This window comes from Streptomyces angustmyceticus, from assembly GCF_040701845.1.
Classification (GTDB): Bacteria; Actinomycetota; Actinomycetes; order Streptomycetales; family Streptomycetaceae; genus Streptomyces; species Streptomyces angustmyceticus_A.
Window position 1 is genome coordinate 16,694 of record NZ_JBFBHQ010000035.1, and the last position, 23,819, is coordinate 40,512.

Sequence of the window (23,819 nt, forward strand, 5' to 3'; positions counted from 1 at the left end):
CGGTAACCGGGACGGGACCGGGGTGCACGGGGTCCGCTCCGGGCCCGTCACACTCGCACGGAGCGGGGGAACGCCCGCGGAGGGGCAGGGATCACCGGATTCCGGGTGTTCCGGGCGGCCGGACGCCGGCGGGAAGGCGGCAGGGCCCGCCGGGGACGCCGTGCGCGCCCGCACCGGAAGCCGCATGATGGGATGAAGCGGGCATAACGCCGACCGATGGCGCGGCCCGCCGCGGTGGCGTGCGGCGTGGTGTGCCCGGGGCGCGCCGAACCGGTCGCCCCGGCAAGGAGGTTGGCGCGCCCGAGCGGATCCCCTGGTCGGGAGCGTACGAGGCGAGCCGGACACGACTCCATAACGATCCAGGGGGTGGCCGGATGCCGGAGGTGTGGGGTGCGGGCGCGGCTCCACGGGGCCGCGCCGGTCCGAACCCCGGACACGCGTACGGCCGCGGCCGCCCGGCGGTTACCGTAAGGGCACCATGAGCGCATCGCAGACCCCGCCTGCCACCGCCGTACCGGGCGATGACGTACCGACCCTTCTCGTGAAGATCTTCGGGAAGGACCGGCCCGGCATCACCGCAGGTCTCTTCGACACCCTCGCTGCCTACTCCGTCGATGTCGTGGACATCGAACAAATGGTGACCCGGGGGCGCATCACGCTGTGCGCGCTGGTCACCGCCCCCTCCCCCGCCGAGGGCTCCTCCGGCACCTCCGAAGGCGACCTGCGGGCCACCGTGCACAGCTGGGCCGAATCGCTGAACCTCCAAGCGGAGATCATCTCCGGCCGCGGCGACAACCGGCCGCGCGGCACCGGGCGTTCGCACGTCACCGTGCTGGGGCATCCGCTCACCGCGGAGACCGCCGCCGCGATCGCCGCCGCCATAACGGCCACCGGCGGCAACATCGACCGCATCTTCCGCCTGGCCAAGTACCCGGTGACCGCCGTCGAGTTCGCGGTGTCCGGTGCCGCGACCGAGGCGCTGCGCAGTGTGCTGGCCCCCGAGGCCGCACGGCTCGGCGTGGATGTCGCGGTGGTGGCGGCCGGGCTGCAGCGCCGGGCGCAGCGGCTGGTCGTCATGGACGTCGACTCGACGCTCATCCAGGACGAGGTCATCGAGCTGTTCGCGGCGCACGCCGGCTGCGAGGCCGAGGTCGCCGAGGTCACCGCCGCCGCGATGCGCGGTGAGCTGGACTTCGAGCAGTCGCTGCACGCCCGGGTCGAGCTGCTCGGCGGGCTCGACGCGTCCGTGGTCGAGGCCGTCCGCAAGGAGGTGCGGCTCACCCCCGGCGCCCGCACCCTGGTACGGACCCTCAAGCGGCTCGGCTACCAAGTAGGCGTCGTATCGGGTGGTTTCACCCAGGTCACCGACGCGCTCCAGGAGGAACTGGGCCTGGACTTCGCCTCGGCCAACACCCTGGAGATCGTCGACGGCAAGCTCACCGGCCGGGTCACCGGCGACATCGTGGACCGGGCGGGCAAGGCGCGGCTGCTGCGGGAGTTCGCGCAGCAGGCCGGTGTGCCGCTCGCGCAGACCGTGGCGATCGGGGACGGCGCCAACGACCTCGACATGCTCAACACGGCCGGGCTCGGTGTCGCCTTCAACGCCAAGCCGGTGGTGCGGGAGGCGGCGCACACCGCGGTGAACGTGCCGTTCCTGGACACCGTGCTGTACCTGCTGGGGATCACCCGCGAAGAGGTCGAGGCGGCGGACACCCTCGTCGGCTGACCGGCCTGCCGGGCGCGGACCGGGCGGCTCCGGGACGACCGGCGCCACGGAGTGCGTCCGCCGTACGAAGCGCGGCCGCGGTACGGGGCGGGGGCCGCGGTACGCGGAAGCACCACGCCCCGGCGAAGGAGCCGACGCACAGGAGAGGGCCCCGGCAGCAGTCTGCCGGGGCCCTCTCGGCGTCCCTACCGCCTCCCCGCGTGCGGCGCGCGGGGGGGGCCGGCGCTACTCGTGCGGGCTCCAGTAGGCGACCAGGCGCCCGACGCCGTGCTCGAGCGACTTCCAGGAGCCGCTGAAGGAGAGCACGGCCAGCGAGGCCGTCGGGAAGCCGCTGCGGTTCATCCGCGGCAGCAGATCGCCCTCGGCGTCGCCGGAGAGCGCGTCGGCAAGGGCGTGCACACCCGGGTTGTGGCCGACCAGCATCAGATCGGTGACGTCGTCCGAGGTCTCGTTCAGCAGCGCGATGAGCTCGCCCAGGGAGGCTTCGTAGATCCGCTCCTCGTAGACGGTCTTGGGCCGCTGCGGGAGCTCGTGGACGGCGAGCTTCCATGTCTCGCGGGTGCGCGCTGACGTCGAGCACAGGGTCAGATCGGGGGTGATCCCGGCTCCGGCCAGCCAGCGGCCGGCGACCGGGGCATCCTTGCGGCCGCGCTCGGCGAGCGGACGCTCATGATCGCTGGTCTCCGACCATTCGGCCTTGGCGTGTCGGAGGAGGACAATCCGGCGGGGTGTATCGGCGCTCATGGGTCCCAGCTTCGCACGAAAGGCGGCGCGGGGCGCGGGGTGTTGAAGTGCTCCTTCCGCTGGGCGGGACACGGGCGGCGGGCGGGCATCAGGCACCACCGCGCACGAGCGCGGCCAGGAGTTCCAGCAGCGGCCCGAGGCCCTGCGGCACGCTCGCGGCCCGCGCCTCGGCGGGGCTCGCGACGAGTGTCAGCAGGACAGCGAAGGAGATCACCGGCAGGACCAATGCCCACCACGGCAGGCGCATCCGCCGGCGGGGAGCCTTGGCTGCGGGTGACCGGCTGGACGCGGCGGGCATGCGGATCGCCTCCGGGGCGCATCGAAGGGCTGCGCGGCCGCGGGCGTACGGCGCGCCCACCGCTGCGGCGGTGCACTTCGAAGCTACGGATCCCCGGCGGCCGTTCCCATCCGGGAAGCCACCCACTCGCCCCTGAGGCCCATCCCCTAGGGGATGGGCCCCGGACGCGCTACGGCGCCGCGATACTCGCGATGATCGCGACGACGACGGTCACGCCGAGCATGACGCCCAGGACGAGGAGCAGCTTCTTCTGGCTGCCCTGCGGATTCGGTTCGAGCACTGGCATGCGCCCAGTGTCGCACTCAGGTCTCGTCCTCGATCCGGCGGTCCCGCCCGGCCAGCACACCCACCGCGATCTGCGGCACCATCAGCCCGGCCATCAGGGCGATCGGCAGCCCCCAGCCGCCGCTGTGCTGGTAGAGCGTGCCGACCAGCAGCGGGCCGGGGATGGAGATCAGATAGCCGACGCTCTGCACGAAGGCCGAGAGCTTGACGACCCCGGCGGAGCTGGTCGACCGCATCCCGATCATCGTCAGGGCCAGCGGGAAGGCGCAGTTGGAGATGCCCATCAGCAGCGCCCAGGCCCAGGCGCCGGCGGCCGGTGCCAGCCACAGCCCGGCGTAACCGGCCAGGCCGCACAGGCCCAGCAGCACCGCGAGCGGACCCTGGTGCCGCATCCGGGACGCCAGCCGCGGCAGGACGAAGGAGAGCGGGACGCCCATCGCCATGGTGACCGCCAGCAGCACCCCCGCGGTGCCCGCCGAGACCCCGGCGTCGCGGAAGATCTGCGGCATCCAGCCCATCGTGATGTAGGCGGCGGTGGCCTGCAGGCCGAAGAAGACGGCCAGCGCCCAGGCGGTCGGCGACGCGGTGATCCGTACGGGGTTCTCGGGGGTGCGGGCCGGGCCGTCCGCGGCCGGCCGGGCGGCGCCCGCGCGCTGCCGGACGACCACGAGCCAGGGCAGCACGGCGACCGCGGCGAGCACCGCCCACACCGCCAGGCCGGTCCGCCAACTGCCGCCCAGGGACTCGGTCATGGGCACGGTGAGCGCCGCGGCGAGCGAGGTGCCCAGCGCCAGCGCCATGGAGTAGAGACCGGTCATCGAACCGACCCGGTCGGCGAACCAGCTCTTGATGACGACCGGCATCAGGACGTTGCTGACCGCGATGCCGGCCAGGGCGAGCGCGCTGGCGGCGAGGAAGCCGCCGGTGCCGCCGGCGAAGGGCCGCACCGCGACGCCCACGGTGATCGCGACCATGCCGGCGCAGACGACAGCCCCGGGCCCGAAGCGCCTGGCCAGGCGGGGTGCGGCGATGCCGAAGGCGGCGAAGCACAGCGCGGGTACGGAGGTCAGCAGTCCGGCGACGGTGCCGCTCATGCCCAGGCCGTCGCGGACCTCCTCCAGGAGCGCGCCGAGGCTGGTGATGGCCGGGCGGAGGTTGAGCGCGGCCAGGACGAGACCGGCGATCACGATCCGCGGCAGCCAGCGGCCGGCCGGCCCGGTCGCCGGGAGTCCCTCCGGGGCGGGGGCGGCCGCCCCGGGGGCCGGCAGGGGCGCTCCGGCGCCGCCGGCGGACCGGCCGGCGTCGGGTGTGCGGGGCCCGGCGGCGGGGTCGAGGGTCGCGAGGTCGTCGTCTGCCATAGACGCCATCATAGAATCATGGGATGAATGCTTGTCCAGCCGATATCGATACCCTCTGCTGGCCCGGTCGGCGCCGGGGGCCGCAAGGGTCCGGCCGGCGCCGCACCCTCCCCGTCCGTCGTCCCCTGCCTTCCGGAGCGCAGCCATGCCTCTGACCTCGCCCCGCCGGTCCGCACTGGCCGACCAGGTGATCGCGCAGCTGCGCGCCCAGATCACGTCCGGCGAGTGGCCGGTGGGCGCCCGCATCCCGACCGAGCCGGAGCTCGTCGAGCAGCTCGGGGTGGCCCGCAACACCGTCCGCGAGGCCGTACGGGCGCTGGCGCACAACGGTCTGCTGGACATCCGGCAGGGCTCGGGCACGTACGTGGTGGCGACCAGCGAACTGGCCGGGGTGATGAACCGCCGGTTCGCGGCGGCCGAGCCCGGACACGTCGCCGAGCTGCGCAGCGCCCTGGAGGCGTCGGCCGCCCGGCTCGCCGCCGAGCGCCGCACCGCGCAGGACCTGCGGCAGCTCGACGCCCTGCTGGAGCGGCGCGAGCGCGCCTGGGAGTCCGGCCGCGCGGAGGCCTTCGTGGAGGCGGACGCGACCTTGCACCTGGCGATCGTGGCGGCCTCGCACAACGAGGTGCTGGCCGAGATCTACGCCGACCTCGGGGGCGTGCTGCGGGACTTCCTGCGGGCCGACGTGGGCGAGGAGCTCCGGCCGGAGGCGCACATGGACCATGCCCGGCTGGTCGAGGCGATCCGTGCGGGCGACGGCGAGCGGGCCGCCGCCGAGGCGAGCGCGCATCCCTTCGGCTGCCGGCTCCGCCCCCTGGGACGGGACTGACGCCGGCCGCGCCCCGTACACGCCCGCTGCCCGCCCCGGCGGACCGGAACGGGCAGCGGAAAGGCGTCGGTGCGTCAGGCACCCATCATGTGCACACCGCCGTCGACGTGCACGATCTCGCCCGTCGTCCGCGGGAAGAAGTCGGACAGCATGCCGACGACGCCACGGCCGGCCGGCTCCGGGTCGGCCAGGTCCCAGCCGATCGGGGCGCGGTGGTTCCACACGTCCGCCAGCTCCTCGAAGCCGGGGATGGACTTGGCGGCCATCGACTTGATGGGGCCGGCCGAGACCAGGTTGCAGCGGACGCCCTTGGGACCGAGGTCACGGGCGAGGTAGCGGTTGGTGCTCTCCAGCGCCGCCTTGGCCACGCCCATCCAGTCGTACTTCGGCCAGGCGATCTGCGCGTCGAAGGTGAGGCCGACGACCGCGCCGCCGTGCTCCATGAGCGGCAGGCAGGCCATGGTCAGCGACTTGTAGGAGTACGCCGAGACCTGCACCGCGGTGCCCACGTCCGACCACTCCGCCTCCAGGAAGTTGAAGGCGCCCTGCGGGCCGAAGGCGATGGAGTGCACGATGCCGTCGAGGCGGGCGCCCTCGCCCTGGTGCTCGCGGATCTTGTCGGCCAGGCCGTCCAGGTGCTCCTGGTTGGTGACGTCCAGCTCGATGACCGGGGCTTCCTTGGGGAGCCGCTTGGCGATCCGCTCGACGAGGGAGAGCCGGCCGAAGCCGGTGAGGATGACCTCGGCGCCCTCGTTCTGGGCGACCTTGGCCGCCTGGAAGGCGATCGACGACTCGGTCAGGACACCCGTGACCAGGATGCGCTTGCCTGCAAGGATTCCACTCATGCTGATCAGTGACCCATGCCCAATCCGCCGTCGACGGGAATGACGGCTCCGGTGATGTACGCGGCCTCGTCGGAGGCCAGGAAGCGGACCGAGGCGGCGATCTCCTCGGGCTGCGCATACCGCGCGAGCGGCACCTGCTTGACGATGCCGTCCCGCTGCTCGTCGGTGAGCACGCGGGTCATGTCGGTGTCGACGAAGCCGGGTGCGACGACGTTGACGGTGATGTTGCGGCTGCCGAGCTCCCGGGCGAGCGAGCGGGCGAAGCCCACCAGGCCGGCCTTGGACGCGGCGTAGTTCGCCTGGCCCGCGCCGCCCATGAGGCCCACCACGGACGAGATCAGCACGACGCGGCCCTTGCGGGCCCGCAGCATCGCCCGGTTGGCGCGCTTGACCACCCGGAACGTGCCGGTGAGGTTGGTTTCGAGGACCGAGGTGAAGTCCTCCTCGGACATCCGCATGAGCAGCTGGTCACGGGTGACGCCGGCGTTGGCCACCAGCACCTCGACCGGACCGTGCTTCTCCTCGATCTCCTTGTACGCCTGCTCGACCTGCTCGCTGTCCGTGATGTCGCACTTCACGGCCAAGAACCCCGAGGGCGGCTCGCCCGAGCGGTAGGTGATGGCGACCTTGTCGCCTGCCTCGGCGAAGGCACGGGCGATGGCGAGGCCAATGCCGCGGTTACCTCCGGTGACCAGAACCGAGCGGCTCAAGAGATCACCCTTTCCGTTTCCAGTCCGTCCTGCGTTCGATAAGAAACTATCGGTCGCGGAGCCCTCAGGTGGAATCCAGCACGGACAGGCACGCGTGCCGGTCACTGTCGGGTCTCCACAGAACCGCCACCGCGGCGGGGCATCCCGGCACCCCCGCGGGCCGTGTCGCGCCGATGCCCGGCACCCCGGCGCCGGCCCCCTCGCCTGGCCGACTCCCGGCGCCCCGCACCGCCACACCCTGGGCCGCGGACGCCCGGCAGGGCATGATGCAGGCGCCGACCACGGGAGGACTCCTTGCCTGCACCCCATGCCGTTGACGAAACATTCCTGGCGCTGCCGCTGCACGCGCTGGCCGACGCGGCGCTGGCCCGCGCCCGCGCGCTGGGCGCCGACCACGCGGACTTCCGCCTGGAGCGGATCCGCAGCGCGTCCTGGCGGCTGCGGGACGCCCGTACGTCCGGGACCTCGGACACCACCGACCTCGGGTACGCGGTCCGGGTGGTGCACGGCGGGGCCTGGGGCTTCGCCTCCGGGGTGGACCTGACCATGGACGCGGCCGCGCGGGTGGCCTCGCAGGCCGTGGCGATGGCCAAACTTTCGGCCAAGGTCATCCGGGCCGCCGGTTCCGACGAGCGGGTCGAGCTGGCCGACGAGCCCGCCCACCCGGACCGCACCTGGGTCTCCTCCTACGAGATCAACCCGTTCGACGTGGCGGACGCCGACAAGAGCGGGCTGCTGGCGGAGTGGAGCGCGCGGCTGCTGGCCGCCGAGGGCGTGGCCCATGCGGACGCCGCGCTGCTGACCGTCCAGGAGAACAAGTTCTACGCCGACAGCGCGGGCACCAGCACCACCCAGCAGCGGGTGCGGCTGCACCCGCAGCTGACCGCGGTCGCGGTGGACCCGGCGAGCGGCGACTTCGACTCGATGCGCACCCTCGCCCCACCGGTCGGCCGCGGCTGGGAGTACCTCACCGACGGCCGCTACGACTGGGACGGCGAGCTGGCCCGCCTCCCCGAGCACCTCGCCGAGAAGATGCGCGCGCCGGGCGTCGAGGCCGGCACCTACGACCTGGTGGTGGACCCCTCCAACCTGTGGCTGACGATCCACGAATCGATCGGGCACGCCACGGAGCTGGACCGGGCCCTGGGCTACGAGGCGGCGTACGCGGGCACCTCGTTCGCCACCTTCGACCAGCTCGGGAAGCTGGCCTACGGCTCCGAGATCATGAACGTCACGGGCGACCGGACCGCCGAACACGGTCTCGCCACGATCGGCTACGACGACGAGGGGGTGGCCGCCCAGTCCTGGGACCTGATCAAGGACGGCACCCTCGTCGGCTACCAACTCGACCGCAGGATCGCCCAGCTGACCGGCTTCGCGCGCTCCAACGGCTGCGCGTACGCGGACTCCCCCGGCCATGTCCCCGTCCAGCGGATGGCGAACGTCTCCCTGCAGCCGGCGGCGGACGGACCGTCCACGGAGGACCTGATCTCGGGCGTCGAGCGCGGCATCTACCTCGTCGGCGACCGCTCCTGGTCGATCGACATGCAGCGCTACAACTTCCAGTTCACCCAGCAGCGGGCGTACGCGATCCGGAACGGGCGGCTGGCGGGGCAGCTGCGGGAGGTGGCCTACCAGGCGACCACCACCGACTTCTGGGGCTCGATGACCGCCGTCGGCGGACCGCAGACCTATGTCCTCGGCGGCGCGTTCAACTGCGGCAAGGCCCAGCCGGGGCAGGTGGCCGCCGTGTCGCACGGCTGCCCGTCGGCGCTCTTCGAGGGCGTGAACGTTCTCAACACCACGCAGGAGGCCGGTCGATGAGCACCCGTACGCCGCGCAGGAACAGGCCGCACGAGATCGTCGAGCGGGCCCTGGAGCTCTCCCGTGCCGACGGCTGCGTGGTCATCGCCGACGAGCACTCCAGCGCCAATCTGCGCTGGGCGGGCAATGCGCTCACCACCAACGGCGTCACCCGTGGCCGCACGGTCACCGTCGTGGCGACCGTGGACGGCGGCCGGGGCACCGCGTCGGGCGTGGTCTCGCGCTCCGCGGTGACCGCGGAGGACCTGGAGCCGCTGGTGCGGGCCGCCGAGGCGGCCGCCCGGGACGCCGGGCCCGCCGAGGACGCGCAGCCGCTGGTCGGCGGCGAGAAGGTGTCCGCCGACTTCACCGAGGCGCCCGCCGAGACCTCCCCGGAGGTGTTCGCGGCGTTCGCGCCGGCGCTGGGCGAGTCCTTCCGGCAGGCCCGCGCCGGGGGCCGGGAACTGTACGGCTTCGCCCACCACGGCATCGTCTCGTCGTACCTGGGGAACTCCGCCGGGCTGCGGCTGCGGCACGACCAGCCCACCGGGACGCTGGAGCTGAACGCCAAGTCCGCAGGTACCGGCGCGGCCGGACCCCGCTCGGCCTGGACCGGTCGCGCGACCCGCGACTTCACCGACGTCGATCCGCGGGAGCTGGACGACGAGCTGGCCCGGCGGCTGGGCTGGGCCGAACGGCGGATCGAGCTGCCCGCCGGGCGCTACGACACCCTGCTGCCGCCGACCGCCGTCGCCGACCTGCTCGTCTACCAGATGTGGTCCTCCGGGGCCCGGGACGCCGCCGAGGGCCGTACGGTCTTCTCCCGGCCGGCCGACGGCAACGGGCCGGCGGGCCCCGGGGCGGGCACCCGGGTGGGCGAGCGGCTCTGCGAGCTGCCGCTGACGCTGCGCAGCGACCCCTCGGCTGCCGGTCTGGAGTGCGCGCCGTTCGTCCTGGCGCACTCCTCCGGCGACGATGCCTCGGTCTTCGACAACGGGCTGCCGCTGGCGGCCACCGAGTGGCTGCGCGAGGGCGTGCTGCACCGGCTGCCGACCACCCGGCACAGCGCCGCGCTGACCGGCCTCCCCGTGGCGCCGGGCATCGACAACCTCCTCCTGGAGGGCGGTGGTTCGCGTTCGCTGGACGAGATGGTGGCGGCCGCCGGCCATGACGGTCCGACCCTGCTGCTGACCTGCCTGTGGTACATCCGCGAGGTGGACCCGGCGACGCTGCTGCTGACCGGTCTGACCCGGGACGGCGTCTACCTCGTCGAGCAGGGCGAGGTGGTCGGCGAGGTGAACAACTTCCGGTTCAACGAGTCGCCGGTGGACCTGCTGTCCCGGGCGGTGGAGGCGGGGCGTACGGAGCGGACCCTGCCGCGCGAGTGGGGCGACTACTTCACCCGGGCCGCGATGCCCGCGCTGCGCGTCCCGGACTTCAACATGAGCTCGGTCAGCCGCGGGGTGTGAGGCCGCGGGCGCCCGCCCGGCCGGTGACGAGCCGGCCGGGCGGGCGCACGGGCCGGGGCGGACGACGGGCCCGCCGCACCAGGGGCGGCCGGCGGGCCGACGCCGGACGGTCGTGGCGCGGGGGCGGACGGCGCCGGAGTGTCACTCCGGGCGAATAGACTGTGCGCTTGTCCTCCCGTTTGGGAACCACGATCGATCAGGAACGCCATGACACGCCTCGGCGAATCCGTCGCCCGCGCCACCGCCCTGCTCTCCGCCGACCTCTCCTCGGACGCCACGGTCCAGGAGCTGCTCCAGGAGACGGGCGCCCGGCGCTCTCTCGACCTGACGGACCTGCCCGCCAAGGAGCAGGCCGAGCTGATCGCGGCCCGTACGGTCGAGGTCCTGCCGGGCGTGGAGCAGCTGGCCGAGCGGATCGAGGAGCGCCGGGCGGCCGGCAAGGGCCTGCACATCAAGCTGGGCATCGACCCGACGGCGACCGATGTGCACCTGGGGCATGCGGTGCCGCTGATCGTCCTGAGCCGGTTCCAGCGGCTGGGCCACGACGTCACGCTGATCATCGGTGACTTCACCGCCAAGATCGGCGACCCGTCGGGCCGTACCGCCGAGCGTCCGCCGCTGACCGACGAGGACATCGCGCACAACCTCGCCACCTACCGCGAACAGGTGCGGCCCTTCTTCGACTTCGAGAAGGTCAGCTTCCGGCAGAACAGCGAGTGGCTGGCGCCGTACACCTTCCCCGAGCTGCTCATGCTGCTCGCCCAGGTGCCGGCCTCCCAGCTGCTGCAGCGCGAGGACTTCCGCAACCGGCTGGCGGCCGGCTCCGGCCTGACCATGACGGAGCTGCTGTACCCCATCGCGCAGGGCCTGGACTCGGTGGCGCTGGAGTGCGATGTGGAGCTGGGCGGCTCCGACCAGCTGCTCAATCTGCAGATGGGCCGCAAGCTGATGGAGCTGCGCGGGCAGCGGCCGCAGCTGGTGGTCACGATGCCGCTGATCGAGGGCACGGACGGCACCGGCGCCAAGATGTCCAAGTCCAAGGGCAATTACGTCGGGCTGGGCGCGCCCGCCGACGATGTCTTCGGCAAGATCATGTCGGTGCCGGACCGGCTGATGGAGCCGTACCTGCAGGCCTGGACGGAGTGGACGGACGAGGAGATCGCCCTCGTCCTGGGCCGGGTCACGGACCGGTCGCTGCACCCGATGGACCTCAAGAAGATCCTGGCGGGCGAGGTCGTGGCCGCGCTGTACGGCCTGGAGGCGGCGATGGCGGCGCGGGCCGGTTTCGTGGCGCAGTTCTCCAAGAAGTCGTTCTCCGACGTGGACTCGCTCCCGGTCGTCGATGTCGCCGCGCACGGCGCGGAGACGGTGGCGACGGTGCTGACCAAGGTCCTGGAGTTCACGCCCAGCGCCTCGGCGGCGCGGCGGCTGGCCAAGCAGAACGCGCTGCGGCTGGTCGTGGAGGGCGAGGACGGGCAGCAGACCCTGGTGCTGGCGGAGGCCGATTCGGTCCGTCCGCTGGGCGAGGTCCTGACCGAGAAGCTGGCGGACACGGCCGGGGTCGCGTACCTCAAGGCCGGCCGGAAGCTGGCCCAGCTCGACGGCCGCTGAGACGGCAGACGTACGGGCGGCCGGAGCGCATCAATGCGCTCCGGCCGCCCGCGTCGTACGGCTCCGGGCCCGCGGGCCCGGCCTGACCGGGGAGATACCGCCTAGGCGGCGTGTTTCTTGCGGTCCCGCATGGAGACCCAGAGGCGGTCGCCGACGGCGACGATGACGATCGCGCCGGCCAGTTGCAGCAAGTGCCGGATCCAGTCGATGCCCCTGGTGTCGTTGACCCCGATGCCGGTGGCGACCCAGTTGCCGAGGACACTGCCCAGCATGCCGAAGATCACCGTCAGCCAGAGCGGGATCTGCTGCTTGCCCGGGATGATGGCCTTCGCGATCAGGCCGAGCACCAGGCCCACGATGATGGCCCACAACCACGTCATGTCGACTCCTCCTGCGCCACGGTGCAGATGACACTCGCCCCGTCAGTGTCGCCCCGCATCGACTACGGCGCACGCCGGGGACCGTCGTACGCACCGGTGCGGTGCGGGCCCCGCCGAAACGGGCACCACCCGGTCTCGAAGGCGGCGCAGTCGCGGCGTACCGTGGAATCCGACCGGATACCGGGGAGAATCCGGCACGACTGAGCAGGTGGTGGAACGTGATGCGGAAGCAGAGCAGCGGCCAGGCCTTCCGGATCACCGGGGCCAGGCAGGGCCTGTCCGAGGACGTACGCGGACGGCAGCGCCGGTATGTGATCTCGATGGCGGTGCGGACGGTGGCCGTGGTGCTCACCGTCGTGCTGTGGAACATCGAACGGCCCGTCGCCATCGCGACATTGGTGCTGGGCCTGACGCTGCCGTACATCGCGGTGGTGATCGCCAACGCGGGCCGGGAGAACGCCCCTTCGCTCCCGAAGACCTTCATCGCGGGACCGACCCGGCCGATGCTGACGCCGGGAGCGGACCGTGCTCCGGCGGAATCGGTTCCGGAGCGGCCGGCGGCGGACTCCTCCGCCGCGCCGCATGACCCGAGCTGATCAGCACCGGTCTGCAAAGCTCAAGAAAAGCTCAGATCAATCATGGAGTTCCGGTGCACCAGGCACCATCCCCCGTGACATACTGCGTACGCGCTCCGCATCCCCCGTCGGAGCGACGGACCGACGCCGGGCGGCTCCCCCCGTGGCTGCCCGGCGTCGTCATGTCCGCAGGTCCGCGGGGTGCGGTGGCCGGAGCCGGTGCGGTGATCGCAGGACGTAGGGTTGAGGCCGTGAACTCCCCGAATCCCCAGGAAGCCGCCGAGGGCGCCGTCGTCTGCTCCGCGAAGGGCTGCCGCGCCGCCGCGGTGTGGGTGCTGGCCTGGAACAACCCGAAGCTGCACACCCCGGACCGGCGCAAGACCTGGCTGGCCTGCGAGGAGCACCGGGAGCATCTGTCGCAGTTCCTCGGCGTGCGCGGCTTCCTCAAGGATGTCGTGACGCTGGAGGAGTGGGAGGCGTCGGCCGCCGACCGCTGAGGCGGGCCTAGGCGGCCGCCGGCCGCCGAAGCGGACCGGGCCAGCCGCCGGTCACCCCAGCGGACCGGGTCAGCCGCCGATCGCGGACATCGGGCGCTCCGGCTGCAGGAACGACGGGTCGTCCAGGCCGGAGCCCGCCTTCTTGCCCCACATCGCGCCCTTCCACAGGGCGGCGATCTCGTCGTCGGGGGCCTCGGAGCGCAGCGCGGTGCGCAGGTCCGTCTCCTCGGTGGCGAACAGGCAGGTGCGGACCTGGCCGTCGGCGGTCAGCCGGGTGCGGTCGCAGGCGCGGCAGAACGGGCGGGTGACGGAGGCGATCACCCCGACGCGGTGCGGGCCGCCGTCGACGATCCAGCGCTCGGCGGGCGCGGAACCGCGCTCCTCCTCGCCCTCGGGGGTGAGCGTGAAGCGGGTGCGCAGCGAGGCGAGGATGTCGCCTGCCGTGATCATGCCCTCGCGCTTCCAGCCGTGCTGGGCGTCCAGCGGCATCTGCTCGATGAAGCGGAGCTCGTAGTCATGGGCGACGGCCCAGGCCAGCAGGTCGGGGGCCTCGTCGTCGTTGAGTCCCGGCATCAGGACGGTGTTGACCTTGACCGGGGTCAGGCCGGCCGCGCGGGCCGCCTCCAGACCGCGCAGGACGTCGTCGTGCCGCTTGCGGCGGGTCATGGCCTGGAAGACGTCCGGCCGCAGGGTGTCGAGGGAGACGTTGACCCGGTCCAGGCCGGCGTCGCGCAGGGCGGTGGCGGTGCGCTGCAGGCCGATGCCGTTGGTGGTCAGCGACATCTGGGGCCGCGGGCTGAGGGCGGCGACGCGCTCGACGATGCCGGGCAGACCGGGGCGGAGCAGCGGTTCACCGCCGGTGAAGCGGACTTCTTCGATACCCAGGTCCCGCACGGCGATGCCGATCAGCCGGACGATCTCGTCGTCGGTGAGCAGATCGGGTTTGGCGAGCCACTGCAGGCCCTCTTCCGGCATGCAGTAGGTGCACCGCAGGTTGCACCGGTCGGTGAGTGAAACGCGCAGGTCGGTGGCCACACGACCATAGGTGTCGATGAGCACTGGGCCCCCTCCCCAAGAGTGATGGCTCGGTACCTCTCCTCCGGTGGATCAGTACGTCTTCGAGCCTACGCGATGGGTGTGACAGTCAGCAGAGATGAGAAGCACGAGGTGGGCGGGGTGGCGTCGTAGATCTCTACGACGCCACCCCGCCCGGGTCCCGTAGGGACGGCTCAGCCGCAGGCCCTCAGTGGGCTCCGGTCCCGGTCAGCGAGCGGACCTCCAGTTCGGCGTACTTCTGCGCGTCCGGCTCCTCCTTGGACAGCAGCGATCCCAGCCAGCCGAGCAGGAACCCCAGCGGGATGGAGATCAGGCCCGGGTTCTCCAGCGGGAAGACGGCGAAGTCGGCGCCGGGGAACATCGAGGTCTCCTTGCCGGAGACGACCGGGGAGAAGAGGACCAGCAGGACGGAGGAGACCAGGCCGCCGTAGATGGACCACAGGGCGCCCCGGGTGGTGAAGCGCTTCCAGAACAGGCTGTACAGGAGGGTCGGGAGGTTGGCGGAGGCGGCGACCGCGAAGGCGAGCGCCACCAGGCCCGCGACGTTCAGGCCGCGGGCGAAGACGCCCAGGACGATGGCGACGGCCCCGATGCCGACGGTCGCCCAGCGGGCCGCGCCGACCTCTTCCTTCTCGGTGGCCCTGCCCTTGCGCAGGACGTTGACGTACAGGTCGTGCGCGAAGGACGAGGACGAGGCGAGGGTGAGGCCGGCGACCACCGCGAGGATGGTGGCGAAGGCGACGGCGGAGATGACGGCGAGCAGGACGGCGCCGCCGGTGGATCCGGCACCGCCGCCGATCGCCTCGGCGAGGAGCGGGGCCGCGGTGTTGCCCGCCTTGTTGGAGGCGGTGATCGTCTCGGGCTTGATCAGGGCCGCGGCGCCGAAGCCCAGCGCGATGGTCATCAGGTAGAAGACGCCGATGATGCCGATCGCCCAGTTCACGGACTTCCGGGCGGCCTTGGCGGTGGGGACCGTGTAGAAGCGGATGAGGATGTGCGGCAGGCCCGCGGTGCCCAGGACGAGGGCGAGGCCCAGCGAGATGAAGTCGATCTTCGAGGTCGCGGTGGCCCCGTACTTGAGGCCGGGCTCCAGGAAGGCGGAGCCCTTGCCGCTGTTCTCGGCGGCCGCGCCGAGCAGGTCGGAGAGGTTGAAGTGGAACTTGAGCGCCACCAGGAAGGTGATCAGCAGGGTGCCGGCGATCAGCAGCACCGCCTTGACCATCTGGACCCAGGTGGTGCCCTTCATGCCGCCGATGGTGACGTAGAGGATCATCACGACGCCGACGAGGACCACCACCAGGATCTTGCCCGCCTCGCTGGTGATGCCCAGGAGCAGGGTGACCAGGGCGCCCGCGCCCGCCATCTGGGCGAGCAGGTAGAAGATCGAGACGATGATGGTGGAGGTGCCGGCGGCGGTGCGGACCGGGCGCTGGCGCATCCGGTAGGCGAGGACGTCGCCCATGGTGAAGCGGCCGGAGTTGCGCAGCGGTTCGGCGACCAGGAGCAGCGCGACGAGCCAGGCGACGAGGAAGCCGATGGAGTAGAGGAAGCCGTCGTAGCCGAAGAGGGCGATGGCGCCGGCGATGCCCAGGAAGGACGCGGCGGACATGTAGTCGCCGGAGATGGCCAGGCCGTTCTGGAAGCCGCTGAACTGCCGCCCGCCGGCGTAGAAGTCCTCCGCGCCCTTGGTCTGCCGGCCGGCCCAGACGGTGAGCCCGAGGGTGGCGGCGACGAAGACCGCGAAGAGGGTGACGATCAGGGTGCGGTGCTCGCCCGCGCCGCCGGCCGCGAGTTCGAGCGCGAGGGGACGGTGCAGAGGGCTCATGCGTCACCTTCCAGGCGGGACTTGATGGCCTCGGCCTTGGGGTCGAGCTTGGTGGCGGCGTGCCGGGAGTACCACCAGGCGATGAGGAAGGTCGTGACGAACTGGGCGATGCCGAGGACGAAGGCCACGTTGAGGTGGCCGAGGACCTTGGTGGCCATGAAGCCGCCGGCGTAGCTCGACAGCAGCACGTACCCGAGGTACCAGAGGACGAAGGCGACGGTCAGCGGGAAGGCGAACGAGCGGTGTGCGCGGCGGAGTTCGTCGAATTCCGCGCTCGACTGCACCTGGATGTAGTCGGGCGGTTCGTGCGTCCCCGGGTCGAGGGTAGGTGCGGCGCTCACGGAATCTCCTGACGCGAAGGGGCAGGTCCCCGGGCCGGCCTCGCGGAGCGGCCCGGGCGGGGCCCGGTCGGCGGTAAAGGTCACGTAAGTGATCTGGATCACGCATCGTAGAGGCGCGTCAGACGATACGACAGGGGTGCGTTGGTTGAATCCCAGAAGAAACCGGGGGAATACCCGGCGCCGCCCGCCACCGCCCGGGGTGCGCTTCGTTGAGCCCGGTGTGAATCCGCCGCCCCAGCAGGCCCCGCAGCCACCCGCTCCCCGCCGGCGCCCCTACGGCAGCATCCGCCTGCCGGCGCCGCTCCCCCTCGCCCCGTCGGAGCCGCGGCCGGGCGCGGACGGCACCGCGCGCCGCTGGTACGGTCCGCGGATCGCGCTGCCCCCGCTGAGCATCACCGCCCTGCGGCGCCACGACTGACCGGCCCTGACGGGTGCTCATACGGGCCGAGATCGGCTGACGCGCTATCAATTCCGCACTCCTGGCGGGTTTTCTCCCCGTTTTTTCGCCCCATTCCATTGCTGCACAGGAGTGATCGCCGATAACTTCACATCTCATTGCATCCGCCCGTGCGCACGCCGTGCACGGGCGGTCTCACGGATGATGTGGAGTATCCATGGCACATCCCCGATCCAGACGCATGCGGGCGCTGGCCGTACCGCTCGGACTGGCTCTGACCGCGTCCCTCGGTTTCCTCCCGCACGCGGCCACCGCCGCGTCCCAGGACTCCGCCCCGGCCGCAGCGGCCTCGGCCGACGGCCCGCTGCTGTCGTACGTCGTGAACACCACGCCCGGCCATGCCACGGTCGGCAAGGTCGAGAAGGCGATAGCCAAGGCCGGCGGGAAGGTGATCGTCGCCCATGAGCAGATAGGCGTGATCGTCGTCCACTCGGCCAACCCCCAGTTCGCCACCACCGTGCGCACGGTGCCCGGTGTGCAGTCGGCGGGCGCGACCCGCACCGCGCCGCTGAAGGCGCAGGGCACCACCGACATCGGCAAGCCGCAGAAGATCGACCTGCCGAAGTCCCAGCTGGCGGCGGCCGGCAAGGCGGCGAAGGCGAACGGCGAGGAGCCGCTCGAACCGCTGCAGTGGGACCTGCCCGCCATCAAGGCCGACAAGGCCGCGAAGGTGAACCCGGGCAGCAAGAAGGTCACCGTCGCCATCATCGACACCGGTGTGGACGACACCCACCCCGACTTGAAGGCCAACTTCTCCGCGAAGCAGTCCGCCAACTGCGTGGGCGGCGTGGCCGACACCTCCAAGGGCGCCTGGCGCCCCTGGAACCCGGACGAGGACTACCACGGCACCCATGTCGCGGGCACGATCGCCGCGGCCCGCAACGGCGTCGGCGTGGCGGGTGTCGCGCCGGGCGTGAAGATCTCCGCCCTCAAGGTCAGCGAGCCGGAGACGAGCCTGTTCTACGCCGAGAGCGTGGTGTGCGCCTTCGTCTTCGCGGCCGATCACGGCGTCGAGGTCACCAACAACAGCTACTACGTCGACCCGTGGATGTTCAACTGCAAGGACGACGCCGACCAGGCCGCCATCATCGACGCGGTCGGCCGTGCGGCGAGCTACGCCCAGCGCAAGGGGGCGATCAACATCGCCGCGGCGGGCAACTCCGGCCTCGACCTGGCGGCGCCCCAGCTCCCCGACGCCTCCAGCCCGAACGACTCCACCCCGGTCGAGCGCACCATCAACCCGAAGACCTGCTGGGACGTTCCCACCCAGCTGCCGGGCACGGTGACGGTCGCGGCGGCCGGCGTCAACAAGCTCAAGTCGTACTACTCGAACTACGGCCTCGGCCAGATCGACGTGGCCGCGCCGGGCGGCGACTCGCGGCAGGTGCCCGAGCTGCCCGCCAAGAACGGCAACATCCTCTCCACCATGCCGGGCGGTGACTGGGCCTACCTGGCCGGCACGTCCATGGCGACCCCGCACGTCGCGGGCGTCGCGGCGCTGCTCAAGAGCGCCCACCCGAAGGCCGGCCCGCAGGAGATCCAGTGGCTCCTCAAGGAGCAGGCGGACAACCCCGGCTGCCCCACGGGTGACGCCACCTGCACCGGCACCAAGCACGTCAACAGCCACTTCGGCTACGGCATCGTCGACGCGCTGGACGCGGTGAAGAAGTAACGTCCGGGCGGTTTCCGGTACGGACGGGGAAGGGCCGGGTGGTGCGTCACCCGGCCCTTTTCCCTGCGGTGCGGGCGGGGTCGCGGCCGAGGAAGGCCGCCAGCCGGTCCGTGGCGCTCGCACCGGGCGGGACCGGCCGCTCCGGGGCGAACGAGGCGCCCTCGGTGCGCGGCACGCCGCCGTAGATCCGGCGGGCCGCGGCCAGGGTCTCCTCGGCGACCCGGGGCGCCGGCGCGGTGGGCGCGCCCGTCGCCCGTGCCAGGTCCCAGCCGTGGGCGAGGAGTTCGACCACGACCTGCTGGACGAGCATCGCGCCGGGCGCCTCGTAGGGGCCGAAGGTGCGGTGGAGCATTCCGCTGCCGGTGAAGGCGGCGAGGGCGGCGCGGGCGGAGTCCTCGAAGGCGGCGCGGTGGTCGTCGCCGAGGTGGTCGGCGGCGGGGTCGTCGCGCGGGGTGCCCTCGGCGATCGAGGCGGCCATCAGGTTCTCCCACACCATGTGGTCGAGCAGCTGCCGTACGTTCCAGCCCGCGCACGGTGTCGGCAGTGCGAGGTCCTCGGGCGGCACGGCCGCGACCAGGGCGCCGACGTCCCGGATCACCTGCGCGTAGGCGTGCAGCACCCGGTCCGGGTCGGTGCCCTCGAACGCGGAACGGTCCAGCCGGTACGGGCGGCGGTGGGCGCGCAGCGCGGCCGTGGTCCAGGCGCCGGCGATGCCCCAGCGGGGCGGCGCGGGCCGGCCGGTGACGGTGCACACCAGCTGCCAGTAGCGCTCGACGGCCGGTTCGGTGGCGGTCTCCAGTTGCTCCAGCAGCCGGCCGCGGGCCCGCGGGCCGTCCTCGGCGGGCGGGTCGGCGGTGCCGGCCTGGGTGGGGATCCAGGCGGCGACCAGCTCGGCGACGACGGGCCCGGCCGCCGGGGAGTCCGGGGCGATGCCGGCCGCGACGGCCGCCTCGCCGCGCTCGCGCATCAGCTCGGCGACGCGCACCGCGGCCCGCTCCTGGCCGGCCGGGTCCGGCTCCCCCGCGGGGCGCGCCTCCCCCTCCGGTGCCGTACGGGCGCTGTACTCGGCCAGCCGGCGCAGCGCCGCCCGTAGTTCCGGCTCGCGGACCAGGGCGGCCAATGCGGTCCAGGCGTCGATCTGCTCGGGGGTGGGGTCGTCGGGCAGATCGGGAACCGCGGCCAGCAGGCCGCTGCGGTAGGCGGGGGCGGGCACCCCGTCGAGGGCGTCCTCGACGAGGTCCGTGATGATCCGGCGGCGTTCCCGGTCCGACAGGCGGGCCAGTTCGGTCATGTGCGGCAGCTCCTCTGCTGCGCTCCCCCGCAGGGCCACCGCACGCAGCACGGCGCGCCGCAGCCGCAGGGTGCGTATCCGCGCGTCCAGCGCGTCCGCCCCCTGGCCGGCCGTCTCGACGATGGTGCGCTCGCGGTGCAGCACGGCCCGGATGGCCGCGAGCCCGATGCCCAGGTCGCGCAGGCTGCGCACGAGCTCCAGGCGGGCCGGCGCCGCCGGGCCGTAGAGCCGGTAGCCCGCGGGGGTGCGGGCGGCGGGCGGCAGCAGGTCCTGGTCCGACCAGTTCCGGATGGTCTTCACCGGAACGCCGGTCAGGCGCGCCAGTGCGCCGATGGTGAGCAGGCCCGTGCCGTCCTCGTACATGGGCTCCACTGTCGGGTCTCCCACGGGGGGAGACTCAAGCGGCGCCGTGTCCGGCCGCCGGGACCGGCTCCTCGCCGGGCTGCGGTGCGGGGCCGGGAGCCGCGCCGGCGGCCCGCAGTACGCCGCCGGCCAGGGCGTACTGGGCCGCGACGTAGGTGAGCATGATGCAGAACTGGGGGGCCGGGAGTTGCGGCCAGTGGGCGATGCCGCCGGCGATCAGGGTGTCGGAGAGGAGGAAGAGCAGTCCGCCCGCGGCGGCCAGGGGGCCCGCGCGGAGCGCGCCGAAGGCCATCGCGGTGAGCAGCAGGCTGTAGCCGGCGACCGGGATCCGCAGATCGGCCGGGAGGTCCGGCCACAGCAGCGCGACCGTGCCGGCGAGCAGCACGGCGTACGCGGCGCCGGCCGCGGCCATCCGGCCCCGCCGGCCGGGCCCGGGGGACGTCCCGTGCCGGGCGAACAGCAGCAGGTAGCAGACGTGTCCCGCGGCGAAGGAGCCCATTCCCACCAGGAAGGCGAGGTCCCCGCCGATCTGGAGGAAGGTGTCGCCACCGCAGCCGCACAGCAGCGCACCGGCGAGCAGCCGGGGGCCGCCGCGGGCGAGCACACAGGCGGCCAGCACCGGCATCAGCGCGGGCTTGGTGACCTGCACCATCGCCGTGACGTGCCCGAGCAGCGCCGCCAGGTGCACGACGGCCAGTGCGGCGCCCGCCCACAGCAGCGGTCGTACGGCCCGCGGCCACCGTGCCGTCACGCGGCCGGCTCCTGGACGGAGGTGCGCGCTCCGGTGTCCGTCGGGGTCTGCCCCGCGGGGGCCGGCACGGCCGGCTGCCAGCCCGGCCCGCGGAACACCCGCCCGGCGCGCTCGCGCCAGCTGTCCGCGGCCCGTATGTCGCGCGCGATGGCGGCGTACTCATGGGTGGCCACCCGCAGCGGGTTGAAGCTGTTGACGTTCTTGGTGAGCCCGTAGACCGGCCGCTCCGTCTCGGCGACGAACGAGCCGAACATCCGGTCCCAGATGATGAGGATCCCGCCGAAGTTGCGGTCCAGGTAGCCGCCCTGTGAGGCGTGGTGGACGCGGTGGTGGGAGGGGGTGTTGAACACGAACTCGACGGGGCGGGGCAGTTTGCCGATCCGCTCGGTGTGCACCCAGAACTGGTAGACGAGATTGGCCCCGGAGGTGAAGGCGATCGCGGCCGGATGGACGCCGAGGGCGATCATCGGGACGTAGAAGGGCCAGACGGTCCAGGTCGTCCAGGGCTGGCGCAGGGCGGTGGTGAGGTTGAACTTCTCGCTGGAGTGGTGCACCACGTGGCAGGCCCACAGGACGCGGATGACGTGGTGGCCGCGGTGCGACCAGTAATAGAAGAAGTCCTGGGCGAGCAGCATCAGGGGCAGCGTCCACCACAGCACGGGTATCCGCAGCGGGGTGAGTTCGTAGACCGCCGCGTAGATCGCCACGATCGGGATCTTCCACAGCGCGTCGAACACGAGGCTGCCGAGCCCCATGCCGACGCTGGTGGCGGCGTCCTTGGCCTCGTAGCCCTCCGCCTCCTCGTCGGGATGCAGGCGGTAGCTCACCATCTCCACCACGGTGAGCAGGACGAAGGCAGGTACGGACCACAACACGACATCGGGCAGGTGCGGCATGTCCCGCACCATAAATCGGTGGACGGCGGCGCCGCTAGGGGTTGTTACTGAGAAGTATGTGAGACGTGCCGTCAGCTGCTCCGCGGCGACGGCACGGCGGGAGGTCCCGACGACGACCGGAATCGAGGTCCCATGCCCCGCACACCGACCATCGCCCTGCTCGGCGGCGGCTTCTCCGACGACCCCGACACCCTGCTCGACGACTTCGTACTGGAGGCCTCGGGGCGACCCCGGCCGAAGGTCTGCTTCCTGCCGACCGCGAGCGGCGACGCGCCGGGGTACATCGAGGGGTTCCACGCGGCGTTCGCCGCGCGCGCCTGCGAGCCGGTCCACCTGGAACCGTTCCGACGCTCCGTGACCGATCTGCGGGCATTCGTCCTCGCTCAGGACATCGTGTACGTCGGGGGCGGCAACACCGCCAACATGCTTGCCGTCTGGCGGGTGCACGGCCTGGACACGATCCTGCGCGAGGCGTACGGGGCGGGGGTGCTGCTGTGCGGCATCAGCGCCGGGGCGTGCTGCTGGTTCGAGGCCGCGTACTCGGACTCGTTCGGCCCGCCGGTGCCGCTGGCCGACGGGCTGGGACTGCTGCCGGGCAGCCTCTGCCCGCACTACGACAGCGAGCCGGCGCCGGCCCGGCTATCTGGCGGCGGTCAACGACCGTGCCCTGCCGGGAGGTTGGGCGGTCGACGACGGCGCCGCCGCACTGTTCGCCGGCGGCCGCCTCGTCGAGGCGGCGTCACCCGCAGGCCGGGCGCCACGCTCCGCCGGGTGGACATCGGCGCGGACGGTGCGGCGGCGGAGGCGGTCCGGCCGGCCCGGCTGCTGGGGACGTAGCGCAGGGCGCCGACGACCCGGCCCGCCGTCAACTCCGGTGGAGCCCCCGGGACTACGGCGCGTGGGGCGCGCGACCGGCCCGCGCGCCCCACGCCGGTTCGGTGGCTGTCAGTGGCGGCCCGTATCCTCAATGACCATGCTCGAAGACCGCATGGCAGCAGCCGACCCGATCGCGCCGAAGATCGGCCAGCAGCCGGGCCCGCAGACGCCGCCGGCCCCCTGGCCGTCCGCCTATCCCCAGGGGTACGCGGTGGTCGACGTCGAGACCACGGGCCTGGCCCGTGACGACCGGATCATCTCCGCGGCCGTGTACCAACTCGACGCACAGGGCGAGGTCGAGGACCACTGGTACACCCTCGTCAACCCGCAGCGGGACCCGGGGCCGGTCTGGATCCACGGGCTCACCAGCGCCGTGCTGGCCGACGCCCCGCTCTTCCCCGAGATCGCCCCGGAGCTGTCCCGGCGCCTGGCCGACCGGGTGCTGGTCGCGCACAACGCCATGTTCGACTGGTCGATGATCGCCCGCGAGTACGCCCGCGCCGCGGCGACGGCACCGGTCCGGCAGCGGCTGTGCACCATCGCGCTGTCCAAGGAGCTGCGGCTCCCGCTGCCCAACCACAAGCTGGAGTCCCTCGCCGCCCATTACGGCGTGGTGCAGGAGCGCGCCCACCACGCGCTGGACGACGCGCGGGTGCTGGCCGAGTCGTTCCGTCCCAGTTTGCACCGCGCCGCGCGGGAGAACCTGCGGCTGCCGCTGCTGAGCTGCCAGCCGCTGACGGAGTGGTCGGACGCCCCCGGACCCCGGCAGCACTCCACCGCCACGGCGTACCGCCCCACCTCCTGGCGGCCCTCCCGCAAGCGCCCGGCCTGCCCGTACCCCAACCCGGGGCGCTACGAGGCCGGCGGCCGGCTGGTCCAGGGGATGCGGGTCGCCTTCTCCGGCGACACCTCCGTCGACCGCGAGCTGCTGGAGGACCGGGCGATCGAGGCCGGCCTGCATGTCGCCACGAGCCTGTCCCGGCTGACCAGCCTGCTGGTGACCAACGACCCCGACGCCCGGACCTCCAAGACCGCCAAGGCCGCCTCGTACGGCACGGTCGTCATCGACGAGGCCGCCTTCATGCAGCTGCTGCAGGACGTCGAGCCGGCGGGCTCGCCGCCTGCGTCCGGGTGAAGCCCGCCCAACACACCCGCCGGCAC

The 23,819-nt window shown here is 72.7% G+C and carries 24 protein-coding genes; 11 read left to right on the forward strand and 13 right to left on the reverse strand.

What is annotated here, in order from left to right:
• Positions 1 to 478 precede the first annotated feature (478 nt).
• Positions 479 to 1,726 (forward strand): phosphoserine phosphatase SerB, encoded by a 1,248-nt coding sequence (gene serB / locus AB0411_RS35565; protein ID WP_129297060.1) that lies wholly within the window; start codon positions 479 to 481, stop codon positions 1,724 to 1,726.
• Positions 1,727 to 1,951: 225 nt separating this feature from the next.
• On the opposite strand, the gene AB0411_RS35570 is transcribed toward serB, so the two are convergent.
• The 4 genes from AB0411_RS35570 to AB0411_RS35585 all read right to left on the reverse strand — a co-directional run bounded on the left by AB0411_RS35570 (position 1,952) and on the right by AB0411_RS35585 (position 4,411).
• Positions 1,952 to 2,470, reverse strand: a complete 519-nt coding sequence (locus AB0411_RS35570) for a SixA phosphatase family protein (protein ID WP_086718623.1) — start codon at positions 2,468 to 2,470, stop codon at positions 1,952 to 1,954.
• Between the two features lie 88 nt (positions 2,471 to 2,558).
• Positions 2,559 to 2,768 (reverse strand): hypothetical protein, encoded by a 210-nt coding sequence (locus AB0411_RS35575; RefSeq protein ID WP_366421378.1) that lies wholly within the window; start codon positions 2,766 to 2,768, stop codon positions 2,559 to 2,561.
• A gap of 169 nt (positions 2,769 to 2,937) precedes the next feature.
• Positions 2,938 to 3,054, reverse strand: a complete 117-nt coding sequence (locus AB0411_RS35580) for an SGM_5486 family transporter-associated protein (RefSeq protein ID WP_263295963.1) — start codon at positions 3,052 to 3,054, stop codon at positions 2,938 to 2,940.
• A gap of 16 nt (positions 3,055 to 3,070) precedes the next feature.
• A complete protein-coding gene (locus AB0411_RS35585; RefSeq protein WP_366421379.1) occupies positions 3,071 to 4,411 on the reverse strand; it encodes a CynX/NimT family MFS transporter in 1,341 nt (446 codons plus the stop codon).
• A gap of 145 nt (positions 4,412 to 4,556) precedes the next feature.
• On the opposite strand from AB0411_RS35585, the gene AB0411_RS35590 reads away from it, so the two are divergent.
• Positions 4,557 to 5,240, forward strand: coding sequence for a FadR/GntR family transcriptional regulator (locus AB0411_RS35590; protein WP_366421380.1), 684 nt, complete (start codon positions 4,557 to 4,559; stop codon positions 5,238 to 5,240).
• A gap of 74 nt (positions 5,241 to 5,314) precedes the next feature.
• Here AB0411_RS35590 and fabI read toward each other — a convergent pair whose 3' ends face one another.
• Positions 5,315 to 6,085, reverse strand: a complete 771-nt coding sequence (fabI, locus tag AB0411_RS35595; protein WP_088797049.1) for an enoyl-ACP reductase FabI — start codon at positions 6,083 to 6,085, stop codon at positions 5,315 to 5,317.
• Between the two features lie 5 nt (positions 6,086 to 6,090).
• Entirely contained in the window at positions 6,091 to 6,795 is a 705-nt protein-coding gene (fabG, locus tag AB0411_RS35600; protein WP_366421381.1) for a 3-oxoacyl-[acyl-carrier-protein] reductase, read from the reverse strand.
• Between the two features lie 294 nt (positions 6,796 to 7,089).
• Here fabG and AB0411_RS35605 point away from each other — a divergent pair, with 294 nt between their 5' ends.
• The 3 genes from AB0411_RS35605 (at position 7,090) to tyrS (ending at position 11,678) form a co-directional block, all read left to right on the forward strand.
• The gene (locus AB0411_RS35605; protein WP_366421382.1) at positions 7,090 to 8,619 is read left to right on the forward strand and encodes a TldD/PmbA family protein; all 1,530 of its coding nucleotides are present in this window, start codon (positions 7,090 to 7,092) and stop codon (positions 8,617 to 8,619) included.
• A complete protein-coding gene (locus tag AB0411_RS35610; RefSeq protein WP_366421383.1) occupies positions 8,616 to 10,067 on the forward strand; it encodes a metallopeptidase TldD-related protein in 1,452 nt (483 codons plus the stop codon). The genes AB0411_RS35605 and AB0411_RS35610 overlap by 4 nt, the downstream gene beginning before the upstream one ends.
• Before the next feature lie 207 nt (positions 10,068 to 10,274).
• Entirely contained in the window at positions 10,275 to 11,678 is a 1,404-nt protein-coding gene (gene tyrS / locus AB0411_RS35615; RefSeq protein WP_366421384.1) for a tyrosine--tRNA ligase, read from the forward strand.
• Between the two features lie 101 nt (positions 11,679 to 11,779).
• On the opposite strand, the gene AB0411_RS35620 is transcribed toward tyrS, so the two are convergent.
• Complete coding sequence (locus AB0411_RS35620) at positions 11,780 to 12,058, reverse strand: GlsB/YeaQ/YmgE family stress response membrane protein (RefSeq protein ID WP_366421385.1); 279 nt, start codon at positions 12,056 to 12,058, stop codon at positions 11,780 to 11,782.
• Positions 12,059 to 12,279: 221 nt separating this feature from the next.
• On the opposite strand from AB0411_RS35620, the gene AB0411_RS35625 reads away from it, so the two are divergent.
• Together AB0411_RS35625 and AB0411_RS35630 are read left to right on the forward strand one after the other, a co-directional pair.
• On the forward strand, positions 12,280 to 12,654 hold the full coding sequence (locus AB0411_RS35625) for a DUF3099 domain-containing protein (RefSeq protein WP_366421386.1): 375 nt from the start codon (positions 12,280 to 12,282) through the stop codon (positions 12,652 to 12,654).
• Between the two features lie 230 nt (positions 12,655 to 12,884).
• A complete protein-coding gene (locus AB0411_RS35630; RefSeq protein ID WP_366421387.1) occupies positions 12,885 to 13,130 on the forward strand; it encodes a hypothetical protein in 246 nt (81 codons plus the stop codon).
• A gap of 69 nt (positions 13,131 to 13,199) precedes the next feature.
• On the opposite strand, the gene moaA is transcribed toward AB0411_RS35630, so the two are convergent.
• The 3 genes from moaA to AB0411_RS35645 all read right to left on the reverse strand — a co-directional run bounded on the left by moaA (position 13,200) and on the right by AB0411_RS35645 (position 16,352).
• Positions 13,200 to 14,189, reverse strand: coding sequence for a GTP 3',8-cyclase MoaA (gene moaA / locus AB0411_RS35635; protein ID WP_366421388.1), 990 nt, complete (start codon positions 14,187 to 14,189; stop codon positions 13,200 to 13,202).
• Positions 14,190 to 14,373: 184 nt separating this feature from the next.
• Complete coding sequence (locus AB0411_RS35640) at positions 14,374 to 16,011, reverse strand: solute symporter family protein (RefSeq protein WP_366421389.1); 1,638 nt, start codon at positions 16,009 to 16,011, stop codon at positions 14,374 to 14,376.
• Positions 16,008 to 16,352 carry a DUF485 domain-containing protein gene (locus AB0411_RS35645; RefSeq protein WP_366421390.1) on the reverse strand — a complete coding sequence of 115 codons (345 nt, stop codon included), beginning with the start codon at positions 16,350 to 16,352 and terminating at the stop codon, positions 16,008 to 16,010. Before AB0411_RS35645 ends, AB0411_RS35640 begins: the two co-directional genes overlap by 4 nt.
• Before the next feature lie 220 nt (positions 16,353 to 16,572).
• On the opposite strand from AB0411_RS35645, the gene AB0411_RS35650 reads away from it, so the two are divergent.
• On the forward strand, positions 16,573 to 16,770 hold the full coding sequence (locus tag AB0411_RS35650) for a hypothetical protein (protein ID WP_366421391.1): 198 nt from the start codon (positions 16,573 to 16,575) through the stop codon (positions 16,768 to 16,770).
• A gap of 196 nt (positions 16,771 to 16,966) precedes the next feature.
• Positions 16,967 to 18,481, forward strand: coding sequence for a S8 family serine peptidase (locus AB0411_RS35655; RefSeq protein ID WP_366421392.1), 1,515 nt, complete (start codon positions 16,967 to 16,969; stop codon positions 18,479 to 18,481).
• Between the two features lie 46 nt (positions 18,482 to 18,527).
• Here AB0411_RS35655 and AB0411_RS35660 read toward each other — a convergent pair whose 3' ends face one another.
• Genes AB0411_RS35660 through AB0411_RS35670 form a run of 3 tightly spaced genes read right to left on the reverse strand, consistent with a single transcriptional unit; the run spans position 18,528 to position 21,782 of the window.
• A complete protein-coding gene (locus AB0411_RS35660) occupies positions 18,528 to 20,159 on the reverse strand; it encodes a TIGR03086 family metal-binding protein (protein ID WP_366421393.1) in 1,632 nt (543 codons plus the stop codon).
• A gap of 10 nt (positions 20,160 to 20,169) precedes the next feature.
• Entirely contained in the window at positions 20,170 to 20,886 is a 717-nt protein-coding gene (locus AB0411_RS35665) for a lysoplasmalogenase (RefSeq protein WP_366421394.1), read from the reverse strand.
• The gene (locus AB0411_RS35670) at positions 20,883 to 21,782 is read right to left on the reverse strand and encodes a sterol desaturase family protein (protein ID WP_366421395.1); all 900 of its coding nucleotides are present in this window, start codon (positions 21,780 to 21,782) and stop codon (positions 20,883 to 20,885) included. The genes AB0411_RS35665 and AB0411_RS35670 overlap by 4 nt, the downstream gene beginning before the upstream one ends.
• A 132-nt stretch (positions 21,783 to 21,914) precedes the next feature.
• On the opposite strand from AB0411_RS35670, the gene AB0411_RS35675 reads away from it, so the two are divergent.
• The gene (locus AB0411_RS35675) at positions 21,915 to 22,619 is read left to right on the forward strand and encodes a Type 1 glutamine amidotransferase-like domain-containing protein (protein WP_403152693.1); all 705 of its coding nucleotides are present in this window, start codon (positions 21,915 to 21,917) and stop codon (positions 22,617 to 22,619) included.
• Positions 22,620 to 22,755: 136 nt separating this feature from the next.
• Entirely contained in the window at positions 22,756 to 23,793 is a 1,038-nt protein-coding gene (locus tag AB0411_RS35680) for a DEDDh family exonuclease (RefSeq protein WP_403152690.1), read from the forward strand.
• Positions 23,794 to 23,819 lie beyond the last annotated feature (26 nt).

Coding starts and splice junctions, on each gene's coding strand:
- AB0411_RS35590 (WP_366421380.1), top strand. CDS start 4,557: ATGCCTCTGACCTCGCCCCGCCGGTCCGCACTGGCCGACCAGGTGATC.
- AB0411_RS35670 (WP_366421395.1), bottom strand. CDS start 21,782: ATGCCGCACCTGCCCGATGTCGTGTTGTGGTCCGTACCTGCCTTCGTC.
- AB0411_RS35575 (WP_366421378.1), bottom strand. CDS start 2,768: ATGCCCGCCGCGTCCAGCCGGTCACCCGCAGCCAAGGCTCCCCGCCGG.
- AB0411_RS35570 (WP_086718623.1), bottom strand. CDS start 2,470: ATGAGCGCCGATACACCCCGCCGGATTGTCCTCCTCCGACACGCCAAG.
- fabI (WP_088797049.1), bottom strand. CDS start 6,085: ATGAGTGGAATCCTTGCAGGCAAGCGCATCCTGGTCACGGGTGTCCTG.
- serB (WP_129297060.1), top strand. CDS start 479: ATGAGCGCATCGCAGACCCCGCCTGCCACCGCCGTACCGGGCGATGAC.
- AB0411_RS35625 (WP_366421386.1), top strand. CDS start 12,280: ATGCGGAAGCAGAGCAGCGGCCAGGCCTTCCGGATCACCGGGGCCAGG.
- tyrS (WP_366421384.1), top strand. CDS start 10,275: ATGACACGCCTCGGCGAATCCGTCGCCCGCGCCACCGCCCTGCTCTCC.
- AB0411_RS35640 (WP_366421389.1), bottom strand. CDS start 16,011: ATGAGCCCTCTGCACCGTCCCCTCGCGCTCGAACTCGCGGCCGGCGGC.
- AB0411_RS35675 (WP_403152693.1), top strand. CDS start 21,915: ATGCCCCGCACACCGACCATCGCCCTGCTCGGCGGCGGCTTCTCCGAC.
- AB0411_RS35620 (WP_366421385.1), bottom strand. CDS start 12,058: ATGACGTGGTTGTGGGCCATCATCGTGGGCCTGGTGCTCGGCCTGATC.
- AB0411_RS35680 (WP_403152690.1), top strand. CDS start 22,756: ATGCTCGAAGACCGCATGGCAGCAGCCGACCCGATCGCGCCGAAGATC.
- AB0411_RS35610 (WP_366421383.1), top strand. CDS start 8,616: ATGAGCACCCGTACGCCGCGCAGGAACAGGCCGCACGAGATCGTCGAG.
- AB0411_RS35655 (WP_366421392.1), top strand. CDS start 16,967: ATGGCACATCCCCGATCCAGACGCATGCGGGCGCTGGCCGTACCGCTC.
- AB0411_RS35580 (WP_263295963.1), bottom strand. CDS start 3,054: ATGCCAGTGCTCGAACCGAATCCGCAGGGCAGCCAGAAGAAGCTGCTC.
- AB0411_RS35585 (WP_366421379.1), bottom strand. CDS start 4,411: ATGGCAGACGACGACCTCGCGACCCTCGACCCCGCCGCCGGGCCCCGC.